The sequence below is a fragment of the Chryseobacterium sp. KLBC 52 genome, from assembly GCF_003347605.1.
Classification (GTDB): Bacteria; Bacteroidota; Bacteroidia; order Flavobacteriales; family Weeksellaceae; genus Chryseobacterium.
In genome coordinates this window covers 126,321-147,952 of the sequence record NZ_QDFZ01000008.1, presented here as the reverse complement: position 1 = coordinate 147,952, position 21,632 = coordinate 126,321, and the positions used below count along the sequence as shown (strand labels likewise).

Below are 21,632 nucleotides of genomic sequence, written 5' to 3'. Positions count from 1 at the left end.
TAAGAATTAATGGATACTATATTTACACTATTGATGGTTCTTGTTATGATTGCCAGTGTCTTATTGGTAATTATCGTTATGGCACAAAACCCAAAAGGAGGAGGCCTTTCCAGTACATTCGGGGGTGCATCATCTGCACAGTTCGGAGTACAGAGAACCAATGATTTCATGGAAAAAGCAACATGGACTCTAGGCGGAACTATCATCGTTCTTATCCTTTTAAGTGTTGTTATTACAGGTAAACCGTCTCAGGCACTTCCTGCACAACAACCTGCTAAGAAAGAAGCTCCGGCTAAACAGTCAGCTCCTGCTTCTTCTACAACTACTCCGGCACAGACTCCTGCAGCTCCGGCAAAATAAGAAGAATATTATCTTACATACAACAAAAGCAACTCAAATTGAGTTGCTTTTTTATTTTAACTTGATCTTTTCTATCTGATGCCGAAGTTTTAATCCTGCCTTTAAAAAAGAATACTGTACAGGTTTTGATTCTTTATAATACTTATCAATAAAGATCTGCATCGCTCCATAAAACCTGTTGAGATAGACTTCATCCTTGATGGTACTTTCTCCTTTATGGTGAAGGATAGAAACTTTCCCATAATAGAAATTCTTATATCCGTTTCTTAAAAAAGTATAACAGAGATCAATATCTTCTCCATACATAAAATAAGCTTCATCCAATCCACCAATTTTTTCATAGACCTTTTTTTTAGCCAATAAAAATGCTCCGGTGATCACATCCACCTCTGCAATGGCATTTTCTTCTATATCGTTTCTGTAATAAGATTTGGAGTTATTATTTTTAAAGTTGGTAAACAGCTTTTCAAACGAGTTGAACATATCCGGAACCGAACGTTTGCTTTCAGGAAGGAAATTCCCTTCTGCATCATGCATTCTCACTCCCAGGCATCCGAATGAAGGCTGAGCATCTGCAAAATCCAGCAATTCTTTCATATAAAACCCTTCAAATTCCGTATCGGGATTCAAAAGCAATACATATTCTCCTTTTGCCTGCTGAACAGCCTGGTTATTTGCTTTTGCAAAACCACCATTTGTTGCAGATGAAATAAAATGTACATCGGAAAATTCCGGAATAAGATCTCCCCATGAACTGTCTGTAGAAGCATTATCAATAACAATCACTTCATACTCTATTTCCTGAATGTATTTCTGGAGTGACAGGAGACAGCTTCTGAGTAATTGGGTAACATTATAATTAACAATAATAACGGACAGCTTCATATTAATCCTTTTCGTTGTACGGCAACCTGTTGATAATAGATCTTCCTAAAGAAATTTCATCCGCATATTCCAATTCGTCACCAACAGAAATTCCTCTTGCAATACTTGAAAAATTCACATTGAAGTTTTTAAATTTCTTGTAAATATAATAAGCTGTGGTGTCCCCTTCCATGGTGGCACTCAGTGCGAAAATAAATTCCTTTACCTTCCCGTCATTCAGTTTCTTTTCAATACTTGGAATATTCAGCTGGCCTGGCCCTACTCCTTCCATGGGAGAAATTTTCCCACCGAGAATCAGATATTTTCCTGTATACTTTCCTGTATTTTCAATCGCAATTACGTCACGCACATCTTCAACGATACAGATCAGTTCACCATTTCTCTTTTCATTGCTGCATATTTCACAAATGTCAAAATCTGAAAAATTGTGACATTCTTTACAGTATTTTATTTCATTGACAAGGTTAATCAGGGAGTTTCCAAGACTTACAGCTCTTGAATTGGGCTGCTTCAACAAATGGAGTGCTAACCTCAAAGCCGTTTTTCGTCCAATCCCAGGCAATCCCGAAATCTCATCTACTGCTTTTGCCAATACTTTACTAGGGTAATCCATAGGTACAAAAATAAGGATTAAAGTTGATAATTGATAGTGAATAGTGAATCGTCAATTCGCTTTGCTTGTGAATTTTCATACAACATAAATAAATTTTAACGCAATGTTCGCTAAGGATTTTTATAATTCTTAAAACGATCGCAAGGGCGTTTCACTCAGCAATAGATAAAGCTGATATCCTGGCTGAACAAAATGTCTTTGCGAGCAAACCCTGCAAATGCTGTGTTAAATAGATTCTCAAGCGAGGTCCACTAAGATATCTAATGCCTAAAAAGGATCACAAAAGCTTTCCACTCAGCAATAGACAAACCGAATACCCTGGCTGAACAAAGTGCCTTTGCGATCGAGATAAATAAAAGTAAATATCAACCTTGCGACCATAGCGTTTATTTTAAACAAAGTATTTTCAATATAATGTCCCATTATGATATTTTATATTTCCCGTGTATCTGCGAAGACTAAAAAACCTTTATATTTGCGGACTTAAATTAAATATGAAAAAAATAAACTGACATGGTACTTAACAATCTTAATTATCCTCTGGATTTCAAATTCAAAATCACTACTTTAGCAAGTGACTTTAATATTACTGACAAAAATGGAAATTATGTAGCCTATGTTCGTCAGAAAATGTTCAAGTTGAAAGAGGATGTTATCGTTTTTAATGATGAAAGCAAGTCTAAAGAGCTTTTCAGAATCAGGGCAAATCAATGGATTGATTTCAATGCTTCTTATTCTTTGAATGATCTTATTGACAACAAAAATTTCGGCAGGCTGGCAAGAAAAGGAATGCGTTCTATCTGGAAAGCAAGTTATGATATTCTGGATTCACACGATCAGCCGAAGTTTAAAATTCAGGAAGACAGTGCATGGGTAAGATTCTGGGACAGCTTTGTAGGAGAACTTCCCATCATAGGAATGTTTACAGGGTATTTCCTTAATCCATCTTACACCGTAACAGGAATTGATGGAAAGGCTTATTTTAAACTGAAAAAAATGCCTTCATTCTTCGGAAGAAGATTCCAGCTGGACAGACTGATCGATATTGATGACGAAGAAGAAAGTTTGGTAATCCTTTCTTTATTAATGATGACACTTCTTGAAAGAGCAAGAGGATAAACAAATAATAAAACCACAAAGACATGAAATATGTAATCATTGTATTTTCCGCATTTCTATTGGTAGCCTGTAAAAAGGAGAAAGAAACAGTTTCAGGTTCTGCTGCTGATTCTTTACATATTACTAAAGATACTGCTTCAGCACATCATTCTTCAGGAAATATTCTGGTAGGAACCATTCCGTTTCCAAAAGAAATCAAAGAGTGCTCCTGCTATTTTGCAGCAAGCAAAACTGATTTTGAAAATGAGAGATACATTTATGCAGATGACGCCGGAAAAACAGCTTATATGATGCTGGACGGCAAAAGGCTGGCTATGAATCTTATTTCCTCAAGTGATATGGAAGTAGATGAATTGCTTACCAAGGAAATAGAAAATGACGATTACAAAATTTCTGTAAAAGGTAAAAAAATAAAAGGCGAAGAAGCTTTACTGTTTGAAGGCACTCTGACTATAGAGAAACCGGACGGAACTACATTTACCACTCCGATCTATGGAGAGTGTGGATGTTAATAAAGCGAAATCCCACAAAAATGCTTCTGTATCTCACGGAAGCATTTTTTATTTCGTAAATTTGAGAAAAATAAAATTCAATGGAATTATCTAATATAGAACCGCAGATTATCTGGAAAAACTTCTCCAAATTAAATGCAGTTCCAAGACCTTCAAAAAAAGAGGAAAAAGTAATTGCTTTCATCAAAGGATTTGGTGAAGATTTAGGACTGGAAACTACGGTAGATGAAGTAGGAAACGTAATTATTAAAAAACCAGCCACGGCAGGAATGGAAAACCGTAAATCGATCGTGCTTCAATCGCACCTTGATATGGTTTGCCAGAAAAACAATGATGTGAATTTCGATTTTGAAACGGAAGGAATCAAAATGGAAATTGACGGTGACTGGGTAAAGGCAAAAGGAACTACTTTAGGAGCTGATAATGGTTTAGGAGTAGCTACCATCATGTCTATCCTTGAGAGTTCAGATATTCCACACCCTGCATTGGAAGCTCTTTTCACGATTGATGAAGAGACTGGAATGACAGGTGCTTTAGGACTAAAACCAGGACAACTGACAGGGCAAATTCTATTGAATCTTGATACTGAAGAGGATGATGAAATCGATATCGGCTGTGCAGGAGGTGTAGACGTGACAATCACTCAAACCTATGCTGCAGAAGCTTCAAAAGGACAAATTGTAAGACTTGAAGTAAAAGGTCTTCAGGGTGGACACTCCGGAATGGATATCCATAAAGGGTTCGGAAATGCCAATATTATTTTGGGAAGACTTCTTTACACCGGACTGGAAAACCAGAATATTGAACTGATCTCTATAGATAGCGGAGGGTTGAGAAATGCCATCCCAAGAGAAGGAACTGCTGTTATTTCTGTGAGAAATGCTCAGGAATTTATTGAAAATGTAACGGTTCTTAAAAAAGATATCTTAGAAGAATTCGCCACTGTAGAACCGGGACTTCAGATCAATATTGAGAACTCTACGTCTTCTGATAAAGCTATTTCAGAAGGAGATTCCAAAAAAGTGATCTATACTTTAAAAGCTCTTCACAATGGAGTATACAGAATGAGCCCTGATGTGGCGGATCTTGTAGAAGCTTCCAACAACGTAGCAAGAGTTGAACTGAAAGGCGGAGAACTTAAGATTTTAAACCTTACTAGATCTTCTGTAGATTCTTCCAAATATTCAGTGGCAGAACAATTAAAATCGGTAGCAGAGCTTGCTGGAATGAATGTTGAATTCAGCGGATCATATCCGGGATGGAAGCCAAAACCAGGTTCAGAAATTGTACAATTGATGGAGAAGCTTTATACTGAAAAGTTCAGCGAAAAACCTCATGTAGTGGCTTGCCACGCAGGTCTTGAGTGTGGAATCATCGGTGCCAACTATCCTGAAATGGAAATGGTAAGCTTTGGACCAACCATCAGAGGAGCGCACTCTCCTGACGAGAAGGCAAACATCCCTTCCACTCAGAAATTCTGGAGCTTCCTGAAAGATATTTTAGCGAATATTCCTCAGAAATAGAACATTAAAATGAGTATATTGAATATCCAAAGTCTTATGATTTTGGATATTTTAATTTTTTAAATATGATGAAAAGAATATTATTTATACTTTATCTGATAATCTGTATTAAAACTTACTCTCAATCACAAAAATTAAGAGGTGAATGGATTCTAGATAAAATTGTTCAATCTAATGGAAAAAACTTAGAAATAAATAACTCTAAGTATTCCTTCAGACTTTTGTATACTATTAATCAAGATGAATTAGTCATTTATAAGCAAAGATTCAAAGCTAAATTTTATAATGATAAGATAAATCTTGAAAATCGTACCTTCAAATACTGGTTTGAAGATAATTATCTGATATTACAAGAAGGAAATGAAATATCACTATTATTAAAAGGAGAGGATTTTATAAAAAAGTATCCAGAATTTAGACCTAAAATTGAAGTTAGAAACAATGATAGCTTATTAGTTGCCAATCAGATAATTCGACCTATATTTAACCATGAAAAAACTTTTGATGACTTCATAATTCCCTTAATGAAGCAGGAAAACTCAAAAGATATGAATGACTTATATTTTAAAATTGAATATATTCTAACCAAAGATAATAAGATTACTAATATTAAAATACTTGACAAGCGTACTCCTCAATATGACACACAGTTTGTGCAAGCATTAATGCAGGCCGAAAAATATTTTAAAAATCCTTATGGAATAGACATGTTAGTAACTGAAGAAAAACATTTTTTAAAATTGTTCCAGGATTTGAGTGACAAATCGGAGAAAGATTTATACCATATTATTGGAAATGGTTTTGAATACTATAATAACAATCAATTTGAAAACGCAATCGAAAGTCTCAGTGGACTGGATAAATTACAAATTAAAGATAATCGTTTCATCTCAAGATTTCGTGACGGATATATTAAATTAGGGATATCATATCTTGCTGTTGGAAAAAATGAACAAGCATGTACAAGCTTCAGAAAAGCTGGAGATTTAACAGATTTTGATGTTAGAAACTATTTAATTGATTTCTGCAAGTAATATGAAAAGTATCACCGTATTCTGCGGCTCAAGTTTTGGCTCGCACGACATTTACAAAGAACAAGCATTTTTATTGGGACAAACTTTAGCTCAACAAGGTATACAGCTTATATATGGCGGTGCTGATGTTGGTTTGATGGGAACCATAGCAGACGGAGCATTAGCCGAAGGAGGCAAGGTCATTGGAGTCCTTCCCCACTTTTTACAATCCAAAGAAATTGCCCACAAGAACCTGACAGAACTTATCATCGTGGAAACCATGCACGAAAGAAAAACCAAAATGAACGAACTCTGTGACGGGGTTATCGTTCTTCCCGGTGGCTATGGTACGTTGGAAGAGTTTTTCGAGATGATCACATGGGCACAGCTGGGACTTCATCAAAAACCTATCGGAATTCTGAACATTGACGGATTTTATGATGACTTGATTCAACTTATTCAGACCATGGTGGACAAAGGATTTTTAAAACAAATCAACAGTGATATGGTACTCCTCAGTAATTCAATTGATGATCTGCTGGAAAAAATGAGAAATTATCAGGCTCCTACAATCTGGAAAGTGATCAGCAAAGATGAGGTATAAAGAAAAAACCCGTCCGAATAACTCGGACGGGTTTCTTATTAAGATTAAAAAATATTTTCTAAGGATAAGGAGCTATTTCCACTTCGAGCCCTTCCATAGCATCGGCAATATGCAACTGACATCCCAATCTGCTGTTGTCTTTCACATGGAAAGCCTCAGCCAGCATGGCATCTTCTTCATCACCCATCGGTTCCAAACCGGGATCATTGATTACATATACCTGGCATGAAGCACACATCGCCATTCCTCCGCATACTCCAATAGTACCTTCTTCTGCCAATTCATAGGAACGGATAATTTCCATTAAGTTCATGGACATATCCGTAGGAGCTACGACATCGTGGGTTACCCCTTCTCTGTCGGTGATTTTAATATTAACGTCTGACATAATTCTGCAAAATTAGTCAATTTTTTTCACAACTGCCTTCTCTGCTTCTTTACGGCTTCCGTCAAATCCGTCAACACCACTTACCGTTGTATATTTTAATACGAATTTTTTACCAGGATTTAGTCTGTTGTATACACTCTGACACATTAAAGTCGCTTCGTGGAAACCACAAAGGATCAACTTCAGTTTTCCAGGGTATGTATTGATATCTCCGATAGCGTAGATCCCATCAATGTTAGTTTGATAATCAAGAGCGTTATTTACAACGATTGCATTTTTTTCGATATTTAATCCCCAGTTTCCGATCTCTCCCAATTTTGGAGTCAATCCGAATAAAGGAATGAAATAATCCGTTTCAATATCGTAAGCTTCCTGACCTTCCACTTCTACCGTGATGGCTTCTACTTTTCCGTCACCTTTAATACCGGTAACTTCAGCAGGCGTGATTAATTTGATTTTCCCTTGGTTTTTCAGATCCTGAACTTTCTCTACGGAATCCAAAGCTCCTCTGAACTCGTTTCTTCTGTGGATCAAAGTTACTTCACTGGCAACATTGGAAAGGAAGATGCTCCAGTCTAACGCGGAGTCACCTCCACCAGCAATCACCACTTTTTTATTTCTGAAGTGTTCAGGTTCTTTAACGAAATATTCAAGACCTTTTTCTTCATAGTCAGCGATATTTTCAAAAGTAGGTTTTCTTGGCTCAAAAGTCCCTAAACCTCCTGCGATGGCAATCGCTTTACATCTGTGAACGGTTCCTTTATTCGTGATCACTTCAAACCACTCATCATCTATTTTTGTATAAGAAACAGCGGTTTCCCCTAAGGTAAATCCAGGCTGGAACTGCTTGATCTGCTCCATCAGATTATCCACCAATTCTCCGGCATTCACTGAAGGATAACCAGGGATATCGAAAATAGGTTTTTTAGGATAAAGTTCCGCCAATTGCCCTCCCGGCTGTGGAAGTGCATCAATAATATGACACTTCATTTTTAATAAACCAGCTTCAAAAACTGCAAAAAGTCCTGTAGGTCCCGCACCTATGATCAATATATCAGTGGTTATCATAATCTTTAAGATAATTTAATTATACATGTAACTGCAAATTTACTAATTTTAATGCGAAGCATATTTAATTGATTCTAAATAAAAACCTGAGATTTGTCAAATATCTATCAATTAAGATTTTAAATTTGGCAATATTTTTGTAAAAGTCTTGTTATGAATAAACTTTTGAACCTTTTTGCTGTATTTATATTCTTTTTAGGCTCGGCCCAGATTGATAATATCGCAGATGGCGAATCTATTACTCTTAGAATTCACTATGGTTTCCTTAATGCAGGAACTGCCAATCTTACTACCAAACAAACTACCTACAAAGGAGTTCCTCATCTTTATGTAAAAGGAACAGGACAAACTACAGGTGCTGTAAAAGCGTTCTTTAAAGTAGAAGACTTATATGAAAGTTTCATCAATACACAGACGGGATTACCAAGCTTTTATGTCAGAAATGTACGTGAAGGAAGTTATCGTCAGCATTTTGAAACGGTTTTTAATCATGATAATAATACTTTAATTTTAACGGATAAAAAGACCCCAGCCAATGGTTCTAAGGTTTTAAAATCAGTAAAAGGTGTTCAGGATATGCTTTCATGCTTTTATTATTTAAGAAGTAAAAGTCCCGATGAATTGAAAGTAGGAACGGTTATTAATATGAATGTGTGGATTGATGATGAAATGTTTCCTTTCCAGCTGAAAGTAACAGGAACAGAAAACTTAAAGACAAAATTCGGAACTATTAACTGTTTAAAGATTATTCCTTCTGTAAAAAGCGGAAGAGTGTTCAAGGAAAAAGAAGGCGTAACCATGTGGGTTTCCAATGATGCCAACCACATTCCTATGCTGTTGAAAGCTGAACTTGCAGTAGGATCACTGAAAGCGAGTATTGATGATTATAAAAATGTGAAGTACCCTTTAAAGTTCACTAAATAACAATCCTTAGTTTTAAAGATAAAACCTGTCTCAAAAGTCAAATAATTTGATTTTTGTCATTCTGATGAAGGAAGAATCTCAGCGATAATTAATAACCTGAGATTCTTCACTCCATTTCATTTCGTTCAGAATGACACTTTTGAGACAGGTTTTTGTATGTTCAATGTAATAGAATATTAATATTGATTGTCTTTATAATAGAGGCAGGCTAAAGAGCTGCAGCATGTCAATACTTTATTTGAGGTACCTAGCGGATTCGAACCGAAGTATGGGCATAAGAAACAGACACGTGTAAATTTTTCAATAAGATCAGTTTTTAATTACGTTTTGTTTCTTAGGTCAGTAATTAAAAACAAAAAAACCTCCGGAGCTCCGGAGGTTTGATTTTTTATAGTGTTTTAAATTGTTCCAGTGTTCTGATATCATTTTCAAAGAACATTCTGATGTCACTCATCTGGTAAAGAAGCATCGTGATTCTTTCAATTCCCATTCCGAATGCATATCCTGAATACTTCTCAGCATCGATATTCACATTTTTCAGTACGGCAGGGTCTACCATTCCACATCCCATGATCTCAAGCCATCCTGTTCCTTTGGTAATTCTGTAATCTGTTTCAGAGTTTAATCCCCAATACACATCAATTTCAGCACTTGGCTCTGTGAACGGGAAGAAAGAAGGTCTCATTCTGATTTTAGATTTTCCGAAAAGCTCAGTCGTAAAGAACTGAATAGTTTGCTTTAGATCAGCAAAGCTCACATTTTCGTCAATATATAATCCTTCAATCTGATGGAAAATACAGTGAGAACGTGAAGAGATTGCTTCATTTCTGAACACTCTTCCCGGAGATAATATTCTGATAGGCGGCTGATTTTCTTCCATATAACGGGTCTGTACAGAAGAAGTATGCGTTCTCAAAAGAATATCAGGATTCTGTTCAATAAAGAATGTATCCTGCATATCTCTTGCCGGATGGTATTCCGGAAGGTTAAGCGCGGTAAAGTTATGCCAGTCATCTTCAATCTCTGGACCGTCTGCTACTGCAAAACCGATAGATTTGAAGATTTCAATAATTCTGTTTTTTACCAGATTGATCGGATGTCTTGAACCCAATTCCAATGGAAAAGCGGGTCTTGTAAGATCTTCTTTTTCAACCACAACAGAAGATGCGGAAGCATTTTTCAAATCCTCCAGTTTTACAGCAACTGCCTGCTTCAAAGTGTTGATCTTCTGTCCGAATTCTTTCTTTTGGTCGTTAGGAACTTCTTTAAATTTTTCAAAAAAATCATTAAGAACCCCTTTTTTACCGTTGTACTTGATTCGGAAGTTTTCGATATCTTCCTTAGAGGTAGCATTGAAGCCATTTACTTCGACCAGTAATTCTTCTATCTTTTCTATCATTGTTTTACCCTTTCAAAATGTTTTGCAAAAATACGATTTTAAGTTGAATAATAAGTCCGTCAAAAAAAAATCTGCCTCTTTTTCGGGAGGCAGACTTCAATCACTTATTTCACTTAAATAAAAAAATTATTTCTTTTCTAAAGCTTTAACGCTGATCTGAAGAGTTACCTCGTCTTTAATCACACCGTTTTCAGCCGGAGCCTGGAACTTCACTCCAAACTCTTCTCTCTTGATATCTTTCGGTTCAGTAGCGACACTTACTTCTCCATCTTTCACAGAAACATTAGCTTTAAACTGAACAGGTTTTGTAATTCCTTTAATCGTTAAATTACCATCCAAAAGAGTATTATAATCACCTTCTGTAGCCGGAGTAACCTTTGTAATCTCATAAGAAGCTGTCGGGAATTTTTCAACTTCAAAGAAATCTCCGCTTTTCAGGTGGCCGTTTAATTTTCCTAAATCTTCCGGGCTGTCTTTCAGATCCACAGAAGTTAAAGAGTTCATATCAGCAACGAATTTTCCGCTTTCCAGTTTTCCGTCTTTCACCGTCACATCTCCACTTTCAAACCTGATGGTTCCAAAATGGCTTGTATTCTCAGATTTAAATACTTTGTATCCCTTCCATTCAACCTTACTGTTTAGCGTATCCAAAGTGAACTGGCTACCTTCTTTAGTAGTCGTCACCTCATTACTTTCACTCGTAAGTGGTTTGTCTTTTTTACAAGAAACCATTACAGCAGCAATAAATAATGCAGGAATAGCTAACGAAAACAGTTTTTTTCTCATTTTTGATTTATTTTTATTAGTTCCGCTAATATAATAAAAAAAATTATGTTTTCATAAAAACCTTACATTTGTAATATGCTATTAGAAATAAACAATTTATTTTTCTCTCACAACAAAGAAAATCCCCTGTTTCAGAACCTTAACCTAAGGTTTGAAGAAAACAGAATCATAGCTCTTGCCGGTGAAAGCGGATGTGGAAAATCCACTCTTCTTAACCTTATCTATGGTCTTTTGGATTGGGAAAGCGGAGAGATTATTTTTAACGGAACAAAGCTTTTGGGACCGAAAGGAAATCTTGTTCCGGGAGAACCTGAAATGAAATTCGTAGCACAGAATTTTGATCTTATGCCTTACGCTACAGTGGCTGAAAACGTAGGAAAATTTATTTCTAATATCAATTTAAAACAAAAAAAAGAAACCGTAACGGAGCTTCTTGAAGTGGTAGGACTTCAGGAATTTGCGAATGTACTTCCCAAATATTTAAGCGGCGGACAACAGCAAAGAGTTGCCATTGCCAGAGCATTGTCTGTACTTCCCAAGCTTCTTATTTTAGATGAACCTTTCAGTAATCTGGATTTTCCGAGAAAAATTGAACTGAGGGAAAGGCTTTTCAGATATGTAAAACAACATGGCGTTTCTCTGATTATTTCCACTCATGAGCTTCAGGATATTATGCCATGGCTGGACCAGATTGTTATTCTGCAGAACGGAAGACTGATTCAGAATGACAGCCCGGAAGAAACCTACAGAAATCCTTACAACGCTTATGTTGCTAAATTATTTGGAGAAGTGAATATTTTCAGTGAGGCTGAAGCGGAAGATTTCAAGCTTCAAAAGTCTTCTTATTATCCGAAAGAAATCAGAATTACAGAAGACGGTCTCGAAGCCGAAGTTCTTGAAAGCAGGTTTGCAGGAAATTATTATTGGAACAAATTAAGGGCAAAAGGAAAGGAACTTGTTGTGTATACGGATGAGAAAATAGCTGGAACAATACATGTTTCGTTTATTTAGCAGAAAGACTGAAACACCCATAACTTATACATTCACTTATACTTATCAATAAAAAAAGTACAAACACAAGAAACTGTTATAAAAACTTTTTCTTACATTTGTACTTCTAAAGTATAAGGAAATTTTTGGTTAATTCTCTTTCTGCCTTCCGGACGGACATTAGCAATCTTGCAATTAAGTCTTTTGAAAGATTACACTGTCCAATTTTTTCCTTTTCTTATTTTTAAGCTATAAAAAACTAAGTTTTATTACGCTTTCTTTACAAATTCTGACTTAAGAGCCATTGCTCCGAAACCATCAATTTTACAGTCAATATTGTGATCACTTCCCGGTCTCAAACGGATATTTTTCACCTTAGTCCCCGCTTTTACCGGTTTTGGTGCTCCTTTTACCGGAAGATCTTTTATTACCACTACAGAATCTCCATCCTGAAGTTCATTTCCGTTGGAATCCAGAATTTTTCCTTCGTTGGCAGCTTCAGCAGCTTCTTCTGCCGGATCCCATTCATAGAAACATTGGGAACATACCATCATATTATCGCTCGGGTAGGTAAACTCGGAGCTGCATTTTGGACAAAGTATTGTATCACTCATCTTTTTATTTTTTGCAAAGGTAGAGCTTTTTGGAGGTTGAAGTCAAGAGATAAAGTTCAGTATAGTAGATAATAAGCATACGTCAATATAACACACAATAGTGAATTAACATAAATTAAATATACTTGCTGCAAAGAAAATAAAGTATAATCATGAACAGTGTATATTTTGTCAGCAAATATTTTTCATTAAGCAAAAACATAGGTGTATTTGTTCTAAAGGGAAAGGCTATTGTCAACAAATAAAAAATATCAATATTCTGAAAATCTTTACAGATTCAGCATTAAAATGTATTTCTATCACTTAAAAAATCAATAAACAGATTGACCATTCACTACTGAATCTCAGAGTGTCAATAGTCAATTTTTGCTTTGCAAGTTGAATGGTGAATGCACAATCCTCCATTAGAAAACTGGTATGTACAATATATAATTACTCGTAGCCCCGCAACCGGAAACCCGAAAATTCACAAGCGAAGCGGATTCACCATTTACCATTCACTATCCACTATCCCCTTCATCTCTCCTATTCTCAAACTCTCCCACCCAAATCCTCAACTCTCAATTAAAAGTCGTATTTTTGCAGATTCAAACAGCGAAGCAAATTTATGGAACTTATTCACAGAAACTTGGCAATCGGAATTCACGATGCCTTACAGGAGACATTTTTTGAGAAAAACAAATACGCCGATAAAGTTATTGAAAGACTTTTGAAAGCCAACAGAAAATGGGGAAGCCAGGACAGAGCCGTTGTTTCTGAAATTTTTTACAATATTATCCGTTGGAAAAAACGCCTTGAATACTATATGGGTGAAGGTGTGAAACCCAATAATATCTACAAACTGATTATTGCGTATTTACTTTGGAGTAAAACCAATTATAAAAAATTCGAAGAATTTGACGGAATCAAAATCGCCGATATTCTTACCAAACTTAAAAAGAACACTGTTCCTACAAAAGCAATAGAACACTCTATTCCTGAATGGCTGGCTGAAACTCTTGAAAAAGAACTGGGTGCAAACTGGGAAAGAGAAATGATTGCTTTAAACGAGCAGGCTCCTACGGTTTTAAGAGCCAACTCTTTAAGAACCACAACTAAAGAACTTATTTCCGACCTTTCAGATGAAGGTGTTGTTTCTTATCCTGTTAAAAATTATCCTGATGCTGTTCAGCTGGAAGAAAAGAAAAATGTTTTCCTTACTACGGCTTTCAAAGAAGGATTATTTGAAGTTCAGGATGCTTCTTCTCAGAAAATCGGGTATTTCCTTGATGTAAAAGAAGGACAAAGAGTAGTAGATGCATGTGCAGGAGCTGGTGGAAAAACGCTTCACCTGGCAGCATTAATGAAAAACAAAGGGCAGATTGTAGCATTAGATATCTTCGAATGGAAGCTTGCCGAGCTGAAGCGTCGTGCCAAAAGAGCAGGAGCGCACAATATTGAAACCCGTATGATCTCTGACAATAAAGTGATTAAACGTCTTCATGAAAAAGCAGACAGACTTCTGATTGATGCACCATGTTCAGGTCTTGGCGTTTTGAAAAGAAACCCGGACAGTAAGTGGAAAATTGACCAGGACTTTATTGACAGAATTAAAAAGGAGCAGCAACAAATTCTTCAGGACTATTCTAAAATGCTTAAAAAAGGAGGAAAAATGGTATATGCTACCTGTTCTATCCTTCCCTCTGAAAACAATCTTCAGGTAGATGAGTTCATCAAAAACAATCCTGGATTCAAGATGATTAAAGATGAAAAAGTAATGCCTAGCGAAGGGTATGACGGATTCTATATGGCTTTGATTGAGAGAGTTTCTTAATTTAAACCCATTAACAATACACTAAACTACTCTATTTTCCGGAGTAGTTTTTTTTATTTAAACCCTTTTCAAAAAAAATGTAACATTTTTTGTAACATTTAAAGTACATTCTCTACTAACTGTATAGATTAAAACCGTATTGATACTGTAGAAAGTTTAGAATACCTTTGCTGCAAACTCATTTATTTATGCATATAAGAATTGTCTTCAATGTTCTGGCTGTTTTCGTATACTGTCTGTTTTCTGCACAGACCTATGAAATTCAGTACACCAGTTCGTATAACGGAATGGTATCAACGGATCAGCCCTCTACCATTGTTTGGGTCAATGAGAAAGAAAATTTTATTCTCAACAGTACCATTAAGGAGCAAAAAAGCAGTTATCCTTACGAGATTACTAAGGTAGAAAAACCCTCTAATACTATTGTTTCTTACGCATTTTTAAAACCGGGATCCCTTATTTCATCATCAGATACAGAGTCTGTTGGAAAACAGGATTTTGAGCTTACCAATGAAACAAAAAAGATTTTAGGATACAACTGTAAAAAAGCAGTTACAAAGGTCAATTCAAATACTATTGAAGTCTGGTACACCAATGATTTGAATTTAAAAGGCGGACCATCGGTTTTAGGCCAGAATTTAGGATTGGTTCTGGAAGTGGAAAGAAATAAAAATTCTTTAATTACAGCCGGATCAATCAAAAAAATCAAAAATACAGGGATCGAAAACATTGTAAAAGGAAACATACAGACAACCGATCAGCTGGGATACAAAGATTTACTTTGGAAAAGCAGATTTACTACACTGAATGTTTTCGAAAATGAAACCATCAATTTCTCTGATGCCTCAAAATCTGACGCACAAATTAAAAGATACGCCAACGGAACGATCATTCTGAAAAAAATAAAATTCCCCGCGATCACAGATGGAGAAAATATTTTTGTTGAACTGAAGCAGCAATCTAACGGAGATGCTTATGACAGAACCGGAACCGTATTCTTCATTCCTCAGGACAAAGAAAAATCTTTTTTTGACGGCCTTGAGAAAGGAGCAAAAACACTTCCTGTTTACGAAAACGGAAATGGAAAACAATATTACGGAGTAACCGCTACAGAGAGCTATAGCCCAGCCATGGAAATGATGCGTTTCTTTACGGCCTTCGGAATCCAGAAGTTCAATCATATTCAACTAAAAGGAAAAGACTGGCAAACCATCAGCCCTTACCGACAGGATATTACAGAGTTGAAACCAGCTTTATCCGGAAAAGAGCTTTGGATAGGTACCTTTATTGGCAATTACGATAAAGGAGGACATAAAGTGAGCCTGGACATTACCATTCATAAAAGTGATCAGACTGTCAATAAAAACAATACCGCCATTCCTTTATTCAATACGTTAAATATTATGGAAATGGCAGGACAGGACTACTCTACCATGTTCAACCAGGATAAAGGTCTTCTTGTGACTTTCACTTTAGATAAAGATCTGAAAAATGCACAGCTAAGATATACTACAACGGGACACGGCGGTTGGGAAAATGGCGATGAGTTCGTTCCTAAAGCCAATTCTATATCGTTAGATGGAAATGCTGTATTTTCATTTATCCCATGGAGAACAGATTGTGGTTCGTATCGTTTATACAATCCTGCTTCCGGAAATTTCCAGGACGGGCTTTCATCATCAGACCTCAGCAGATCAAACTGGTGTCCGGGAACGGTTACTAATCCTAATTTCATTCCTTTGGGAAATCTCAAAGCAGGTAAACACACCATACAGGTAAAAATTCCACAGGGACCTACAGAAGGAACAAGCTTCAGCGCTTGGAATGTTTCGGGAACGTTACTGGGTATACGATAAAAACAAAACCTTCTTGCATGAGAATTGCAAGAAGGTAAAAACACAAATGATGAAAAAAAATTATTTCGAGCCACAAAGTAAGGGGTAAAATTCATATAATTAATTACCATAGATTAATAAATATGTCATTTTTATTTCGTATGGGTTTATATAAATTATGGCTCAACGAAAAAAATTAATCAAAAACATATTAATCCACTTGATTAATTAAAAATTTTAACTTCAAAATACTAATTAATTAAAAATTTTCACATTTAAATATTTTTCATTGTTATTTATAAACATCACTTCTACTTTTGTTCCATAAATAATAAAAATTATGTGTGGAATTGTATGTTTATTTGATGCCAAGCAAAAAACTGAAGTATTAAGACCTCAGGTATTGGAAATGTCAAAAAAAATCCGTCACAGAGGACCGGATTGGAGTGGAGTTTTTCAGGACGGGAAAGTAATTTTTTCTCATGAAAGACTTGCTATTGTAGATCCTACCTCTGGAAAACAACCTCTATTTACTCAAGATGGAAAAGTAGTATTAGCGGTGAACGGTGAAATCTATAACCATAGAGAACTTAAAGAAGAATTTCCGGATTATGAGTTTCAGACTCAGTCCGACTGTGAAGTGATTCTTGCCCTTTACAGAAAATACGGAAAAGATTTCGTAGAAAAACTTAACGGAATTTTTGCATTCGCTTTATACGACACTGAAAACGATATTTATCTTATCGCCCGCGATCATATGGGAATCTGCCCGCTTTATCAGGGTTGGGATAAAAACGGAAACTACTATGTTGCTTCTGAATTAAAAGCTCTTGAAGGGATCTGCAAAAAAATAGAAACTTTCTTGCCAGGGCATTTGATGTTCAGTCCGGACGGAACAGAACTTCAGCAATGGTACACCAGAGAATGGGATAGCTTTGATCATGTAAAGGAAAATGAAACGGATATCTCAAAATTGAGAAAAGGTCTTGAAGATGCCGTTCACAGACAACTGATGAGTGATGTCCCTTATGGAGTACTTCTTTCAGGAGGCCTAGATTCATCTGTTATTTCAGCGATCACTGCAAAATTTGCCCGCCAGAGAATTGAAAGTGGCGATACTCAGGAAGCATGGTATCCAAGACTTCACAGTTTCGCGGTAGGATTGGTTGGTTCTCCGGATCTTGCAGCTGCTCAAAAAGCCGCAGAACATATCGGATCTGTTCACCATGAGGTTAACTTTACCGTTCAGGAAGGACTGGATGCTGTACGTGACGTCATTTATCACCTTGAAACCTATGATGTAACCACCATTAGAGCATCCACCCCGATGTATCTTTTAGCTAGAGTCATCAAATCCATGGGAATTAAAATGGTTCTTTCAGGAGAAGGTTCCGATGAATTATTCGGAGGTTATTTATACTTCCACAAAGCTCCTAACGCAAAAGAATTCCATGATGAAACTGTAAGAAAACTGGGCAAACTTCACCTTTATGACTGTTTAAGAGCCAACAAAGCACTGATGAGCTGGGGAATTGAAGGAAGAGTCCCTTTCCTTGACAAAGAATTCATGGATATTGCCATGACCATTAACCCCCGGGATAAAATGATCAATACTGCTGAAGGAAAAATTGAAAAATGGGTATTGAGAAAAGCTTTTGAAGACCTTCTTCCTGACTCAATTGTATGGAGACAGAAAGAACAGTTCTCGGATGGTGTAGGCTATTCATGGATCGATACTTTGAAAGAGGTGGCTGAAAAAGAAGTAACGGATGAGATGATGGCTAATGCAAGATTCAGATTCCCGCTAAACACACCTCAGAACAAAGAAGAATACCGATACAGAACGATTTTTGAAGAACATTTCCCAAGTGAAACTGCAGCGGCTACCGTTCCATCGGTTCCATCCGTAGCTTGCTCCACTCCTATTGCTCTGGAATGGGATGAAGCGTTCAAAAAAATGAATGACCCAAGCGGGAGAGCTGTGAAGGTGCATGAGACTTCGTATTAGAAGGGTGTGTTGTTGAATGGTTAATTGTCAATCCGCTGCGCTCATGAATTTGTTACGTGATTCGGGTTTCGGGATATTTTAGCGCAGAGCACGCTAAGCCATTTTTCTTATATTTAAGAACGATCGCAATGGCGTTTCACTCAGCTACAGGCAAACCGATTTCCTTGCTAAACGAAGTGCCTTCGCGAACGAAATACATAAGATTAAATATAACCTTGCGGCCATAGCGTTTATTTAATAAAACAAATTTAACAGAAGTAACGCTAAGACATTATTTAATAATGAGCACAATCGCGTTTCATTTAGCAACAGACAATCTGATATCCTAGCTGAACGAAGTGCCCTTGCGAACGAAATAGATAATATGAAATATAAACCTTGCGACCATAGCGTTTATCTAACGCAGCAAAATAGTTTTTTACGCGGGGCTCGCTAAGAAATTTTATAGTTTTTAAGCACGATCGCAAAAGTGTTTCATTCAGCAACAGACAATCTGATATCCTAGCTGAACGAAGTGACCTTGCGAACGAAATAGATAATATGAAATATAAACCTTGCGACCATAGCGTTTATTTATTTCAACTTTTCAATAGTATTAGTTGATTATTGAAATGTATATTTTTTTCATTCAACCTATAACTCCCTCAGTAATAATTTATCAATCCTGTAGCAATACAGGATTTTTTCTTGAATTAACAATAACAATATGGCATAATTTAACTCACAATCCAAAATAATATCTAATAAATAATTATATTTGGAAAACGAAAATATCAATTATAAAAAAATGAGAAGAAACCTTACTGTTTTATTTGCCTTATTAGCCATAAGTTTTGCTTTTGGACAAGGAAAATATGGCAAATATCTGAATTCAAAGAAGCTTGCTTTGGCTTATAAGAGTGTGAAAGACCAAGATAAGGACGACTACTATCAACAATTCTATTGGCTTGTAAAGGCAGAGCAACTGAAAACTTATCCTCACCTTAAAGACATTAAACCTGTTGTTTTATATGAATTTGTAAAATATGTAAACCCTCAGAACCCTACAAAAAAACTGGATGCAAGGGGGAAAGAATTAAGAGCAACTGCAGAATTATCATTAAATCAATATTTTAAAAATAAAAAATTCGAGAACAATTCTGTTTTAATGTATAACCTTGAAACGTATGTAGATCCTTCAAAAGGTCAGTATTATACGAAGGTTGATCCGGAAAAAATCAAGGAACTTGTACCGAAAGAATTATTTGCTTTCAACTCGTTCAACAGAAATATAGGAGAAGAAAAGACGTATTATCTTTGGATTGACAAGAAAAAAGACGATCTGAACATTGTAGATATTATCCCTAGCGAAAAAGAAGACAAAGCTTTCTACACAAGGTTGAAACAATATCTTCCAAGCTATAAATTCTCAAAATACGTTCCTTCTGTAAAAAAAGGAAACAAATCTGATAAAACGGACATTGAATACTACTACATCATGCCGTTTGAGCAGAATACCGATAACATCGAATATAAAACGAAGGATTTCAAAACTTTCACCTTAAGCCAGTATAGAAAAGCCGGCGATGAATGGAAAGGAGTAGAAAAACCTAGAAAATAAATCAAAAAGTCCTGTGAAATCTCGCAGGACTTTTTTAATTTTATATGGATTTCATGATCTAAGGATCAGACCGCTTAAAGCAAGCAAGTTCTTCAAATAAAAATAAGTCTGGATATTTTCTATGTCCAGCCTATACAAAATGACAGAAACAAGCCCACAACAGACCTCCATAAAGAAAATCCTTCCCTTAATTCTGGCTACTGCTATTTTCATGCAGATGCTGGATTCAACGATTCTGAATACTTCTCTGCCTTCTATAGCAAAAGACCTGAAAGAGTCTCCGCTTAATATGCAAAACGCTATTATCAGTTATGTTCTGACATTAGCCGTTTTTATGCCCGCCAGCGGATTTCTGGCAGACCGGTTTGGAACAAAAAAAGTATTTATATTTTCATTAGTGCTATTCAGCTTAGGCTCACTGTTTTGTTCCATGTCTCAAAATCTTACCCATTTGGTAATTTCAAGGGTCGTTCAGGGAGTTGGAGGAAGCTTGATGACACCCGTTGGGAAGCTGGCACTCATTAAAACATTTGATAAAAACGAACTGCTCAAGGCTATGAACTTTGCTATTATTCCTGCACTTATCGGACCAGTACTCGGGCCGTTAGTGGGAGGTTATATGGTAGACTACCTTTCATGGCACTGGATATTTCTGATCAATATTCCTATTGGAGTTCTGGGAATTCTTTTAGGATTAAAATTCATGCCCAATTACAAATCGGATGATGTTGATTTTGATCTAAAGGGCTTCTTGATTTTTGCAGCAGCCTCTCTCCTGCTTTCCGTATCGCTCGAACTTTTTGGAGACATGCAGAATATTACGCCGGTTCTTGTCGTCTTTATCCTTGGTTTCTTATTCCTTTATTATTACTACAGACATGCAAAAAAAGGAGGACATCCTATTTTTCCTTTAAACCTTTTTCAGGTAAGAACTTTCCGGGTAGGTATTGTGGGAAATCTGGCCACCAGATTAGGAATCAGTTCTGTTCCGTTATTGCTTCCATTGATGATTCAGATTGCGTACAAACAATCTGCAGTAACTTCAGGCTGGATCATTGCTCCCATGGCTTTGACGGCCATCTTCGGAAAATCCTCCGTCATTAAGATTTTAGATAAATATGGCTACCGTCAGACCTTAATGGTGAACACCTTCATCATCGGAACATTAATATGTCTTCTCGCCATTCCAAACATTCACACTTCCCTATATTGGTTTGTTCCCATCATCGCGGTGTTAGGTTTTTTCAACTCGATACAGTTCACCTCCATGAACACCATTTCTATTGCTGATCTTCGAAACTTTCAGACCAGCAGCGGAAACTCATTGATCTCCGTTAATCAACAATTAGCAATCGGCTTTGGAATTGCCTTCGGACTGATTGTTTTAAAATTATTTGAAAATACAGATCTGATCAAAGGAGAAATCCACAATGCATTCCGGTATACTTTTCTCACGGTAGGTATATTAACGATTTTATCAGGATTTGTGTTCAGAAGGCTTCATATTTCGGATGGAAAGAATATGAAATCGAAGGAAGAGTAACAGATCAGATCACAGTTTCATCCTTTCCTACGAAC

The 21,632-nt window shown here is 36.3% G+C and carries 20 protein-coding genes; 13 read left to right on the top strand and 7 right to left on the bottom strand.

Translation table 11 applies throughout. The features are described from left to right. Window positions 1-9: 9 nt before the first annotated feature. Window positions 10-360: a preprotein translocase subunit SecG gene (secG, locus tag DDF69_RS10685; RefSeq protein ID WP_114820781.1), complete on the top strand. Its 351-nt coding sequence runs from the start codon at window positions 10-12 to the stop codon at window positions 358-360. 51 nt (window positions 361-411) lie between these two features. Here secG and DDF69_RS10680 read toward each other — a convergent pair whose 3' ends face one another. Continuing rightward, a complete protein-coding gene (locus tag DDF69_RS10680; protein WP_114820780.1) occupies window positions 412-1,251 on the bottom strand; it encodes a glycosyltransferase family 2 protein in 840 nt (279 codons plus the stop codon). Then, a complete protein-coding gene (gene recR / locus DDF69_RS10675; protein ID WP_076596214.1) occupies window positions 1,247-1,858 on the bottom strand; it encodes a recombination mediator RecR in 612 nt (203 codons plus the stop codon). Before recR ends, DDF69_RS10680 begins: the two co-directional genes overlap by 5 nt. 513 nt (window positions 1,859-2,371) lie before the next feature. On the opposite strand from recR, the gene DDF69_RS10670 reads away from it, so the two are divergent. The 5 genes from DDF69_RS10670 (at window position 2,372) to DDF69_RS10650 (ending at window position 6,629) form a co-directional block, all read left to right on the top strand. Further along, on the top strand, window positions 2,372-2,977 hold the full coding sequence (locus DDF69_RS10670) for a hypothetical protein (protein ID WP_114820779.1): 606 nt from the start codon (window positions 2,372-2,374) through the stop codon (window positions 2,975-2,977). A gap of 23 nt (window positions 2,978-3,000) precedes the next feature. After that, complete coding sequence (locus DDF69_RS10665; protein WP_114820778.1) at window positions 3,001-3,489, top strand: hypothetical protein; 489 nt, start codon at window positions 3,001-3,003, stop codon at window positions 3,487-3,489. Between the two features lie 80 nt (window positions 3,490-3,569). Beyond that, entirely contained in the window at window positions 3,570-5,012 is a 1,443-nt protein-coding gene (locus DDF69_RS10660) for an aminoacyl-histidine dipeptidase (protein WP_114820777.1), read from the top strand. 65 nt (window positions 5,013-5,077) lie between these two features. Next, entirely contained in the window at window positions 5,078-6,046 is a 969-nt protein-coding gene (locus tag DDF69_RS10655) for a hypothetical protein (RefSeq protein WP_114820776.1), read from the top strand. A gap of 1 nt (window position 6,047) precedes the next feature. Further along, window positions 6,048-6,629, top strand: a complete 582-nt coding sequence (locus tag DDF69_RS10650; RefSeq protein ID WP_114820775.1) for a TIGR00730 family Rossman fold protein — start codon at window positions 6,048-6,050, stop codon at window positions 6,627-6,629. 58 nt (window positions 6,630-6,687) lie between these two features. On the opposite strand, the gene DDF69_RS10645 is transcribed toward DDF69_RS10650, so the two are convergent. Continuing rightward, window positions 6,688-7,017: a 2Fe-2S iron-sulfur cluster-binding protein gene (locus DDF69_RS10645; protein WP_034697026.1), complete on the bottom strand. Its 330-nt coding sequence runs from the start codon at window positions 7,015-7,017 to the stop codon at window positions 6,688-6,690. Between the two features lie 12 nt (window positions 7,018-7,029). After that, complete coding sequence (locus tag DDF69_RS10640; RefSeq protein WP_062675398.1) at window positions 7,030-8,085, bottom strand: NAD(P)/FAD-dependent oxidoreductase; 1,056 nt, start codon at window positions 8,083-8,085, stop codon at window positions 7,030-7,032. A 153-nt stretch (window positions 8,086-8,238) separates the two neighbouring features. Between DDF69_RS10640 and DDF69_RS10635 the strand changes: the two genes are divergently transcribed. Beyond that, entirely contained in the window at window positions 8,239-9,009 is a 771-nt protein-coding gene (locus DDF69_RS10635; protein WP_114820774.1) for a DUF3108 domain-containing protein, read from the top strand. A gap of 388 nt (window positions 9,010-9,397) precedes the next feature. Here the strand turns inward: DDF69_RS10635 and pheS are convergent, their stop codons facing one another. Then, window positions 9,398-10,408, bottom strand: coding sequence for a phenylalanine--tRNA ligase subunit alpha (gene pheS / locus DDF69_RS10630; RefSeq protein WP_076596202.1), 1,011 nt, complete (start codon window positions 10,406-10,408; stop codon window positions 9,398-9,400). Window positions 10,409-10,534: 126 nt separating this feature from the next. Further along, the gene (locus tag DDF69_RS10625; RefSeq protein WP_034697022.1) at window positions 10,535-11,194 is read right to left on the bottom strand and encodes a YceI family protein; all 660 of its coding nucleotides are present in this window, start codon (window positions 11,192-11,194) and stop codon (window positions 10,535-10,537) included. Between the two features lie 75 nt (window positions 11,195-11,269). Between DDF69_RS10625 and DDF69_RS10620 the strand changes: the two genes are divergently transcribed. Further along, on the top strand, window positions 11,270-12,205 hold the full coding sequence (locus DDF69_RS10620) for a sulfate/molybdate ABC transporter ATP-binding protein (RefSeq protein WP_114820773.1): 936 nt from the start codon (window positions 11,270-11,272) through the stop codon (window positions 12,203-12,205). Window positions 12,206-12,453: 248 nt separating this feature from the next. On the opposite strand, the gene DDF69_RS10615 is transcribed toward DDF69_RS10620, so the two are convergent. Beyond that, window positions 12,454-12,798 (bottom strand): zinc ribbon domain-containing protein YjdM, encoded by a 345-nt coding sequence (locus DDF69_RS10615; protein WP_114820772.1) that lies wholly within the window; start codon window positions 12,796-12,798, stop codon window positions 12,454-12,456. 607 nt (window positions 12,799-13,405) lie between these two features. On the opposite strand from DDF69_RS10615, the gene DDF69_RS10610 reads away from it, so the two are divergent. From DDF69_RS10610 to DDF69_RS10590, 5 genes are all read left to right on the top strand, one after another. Beyond that, complete coding sequence (locus DDF69_RS10610; RefSeq protein ID WP_114820771.1) at window positions 13,406-14,611, top strand: RsmB/NOP family class I SAM-dependent RNA methyltransferase; 1,206 nt, start codon at window positions 13,406-13,408, stop codon at window positions 14,609-14,611. A 188-nt stretch (window positions 14,612-14,799) separates the two neighbouring features. Next, window positions 14,800-16,467 (top strand): GLPGLI family protein, encoded by a 1,668-nt coding sequence (locus tag DDF69_RS10605; RefSeq protein ID WP_114820770.1) that lies wholly within the window; start codon window positions 14,800-14,802, stop codon window positions 16,465-16,467. 319 nt (window positions 16,468-16,786) lie between these two features. After that, the gene (gene asnB / locus DDF69_RS10600; protein ID WP_114820769.1) at window positions 16,787-18,454 is read left to right on the top strand and encodes an asparagine synthase B; all 1,668 of its coding nucleotides are present in this window, start codon (window positions 16,787-16,789) and stop codon (window positions 18,452-18,454) included. Window positions 18,455-19,211: 757 nt separating this feature from the next. Continuing rightward, complete coding sequence (locus DDF69_RS10595) at window positions 19,212-20,054, top strand: hypothetical protein (RefSeq protein ID WP_034697012.1); 843 nt, start codon at window positions 19,212-19,214, stop codon at window positions 20,052-20,054. Between the two features lie 139 nt (window positions 20,055-20,193). Next, a complete protein-coding gene (locus DDF69_RS10590) occupies window positions 20,194-21,597 on the top strand; it encodes an MFS transporter (RefSeq protein ID WP_114820768.1) in 1,404 nt (467 codons plus the stop codon). Window positions 21,598-21,632 lie beyond the last annotated feature (35 nt).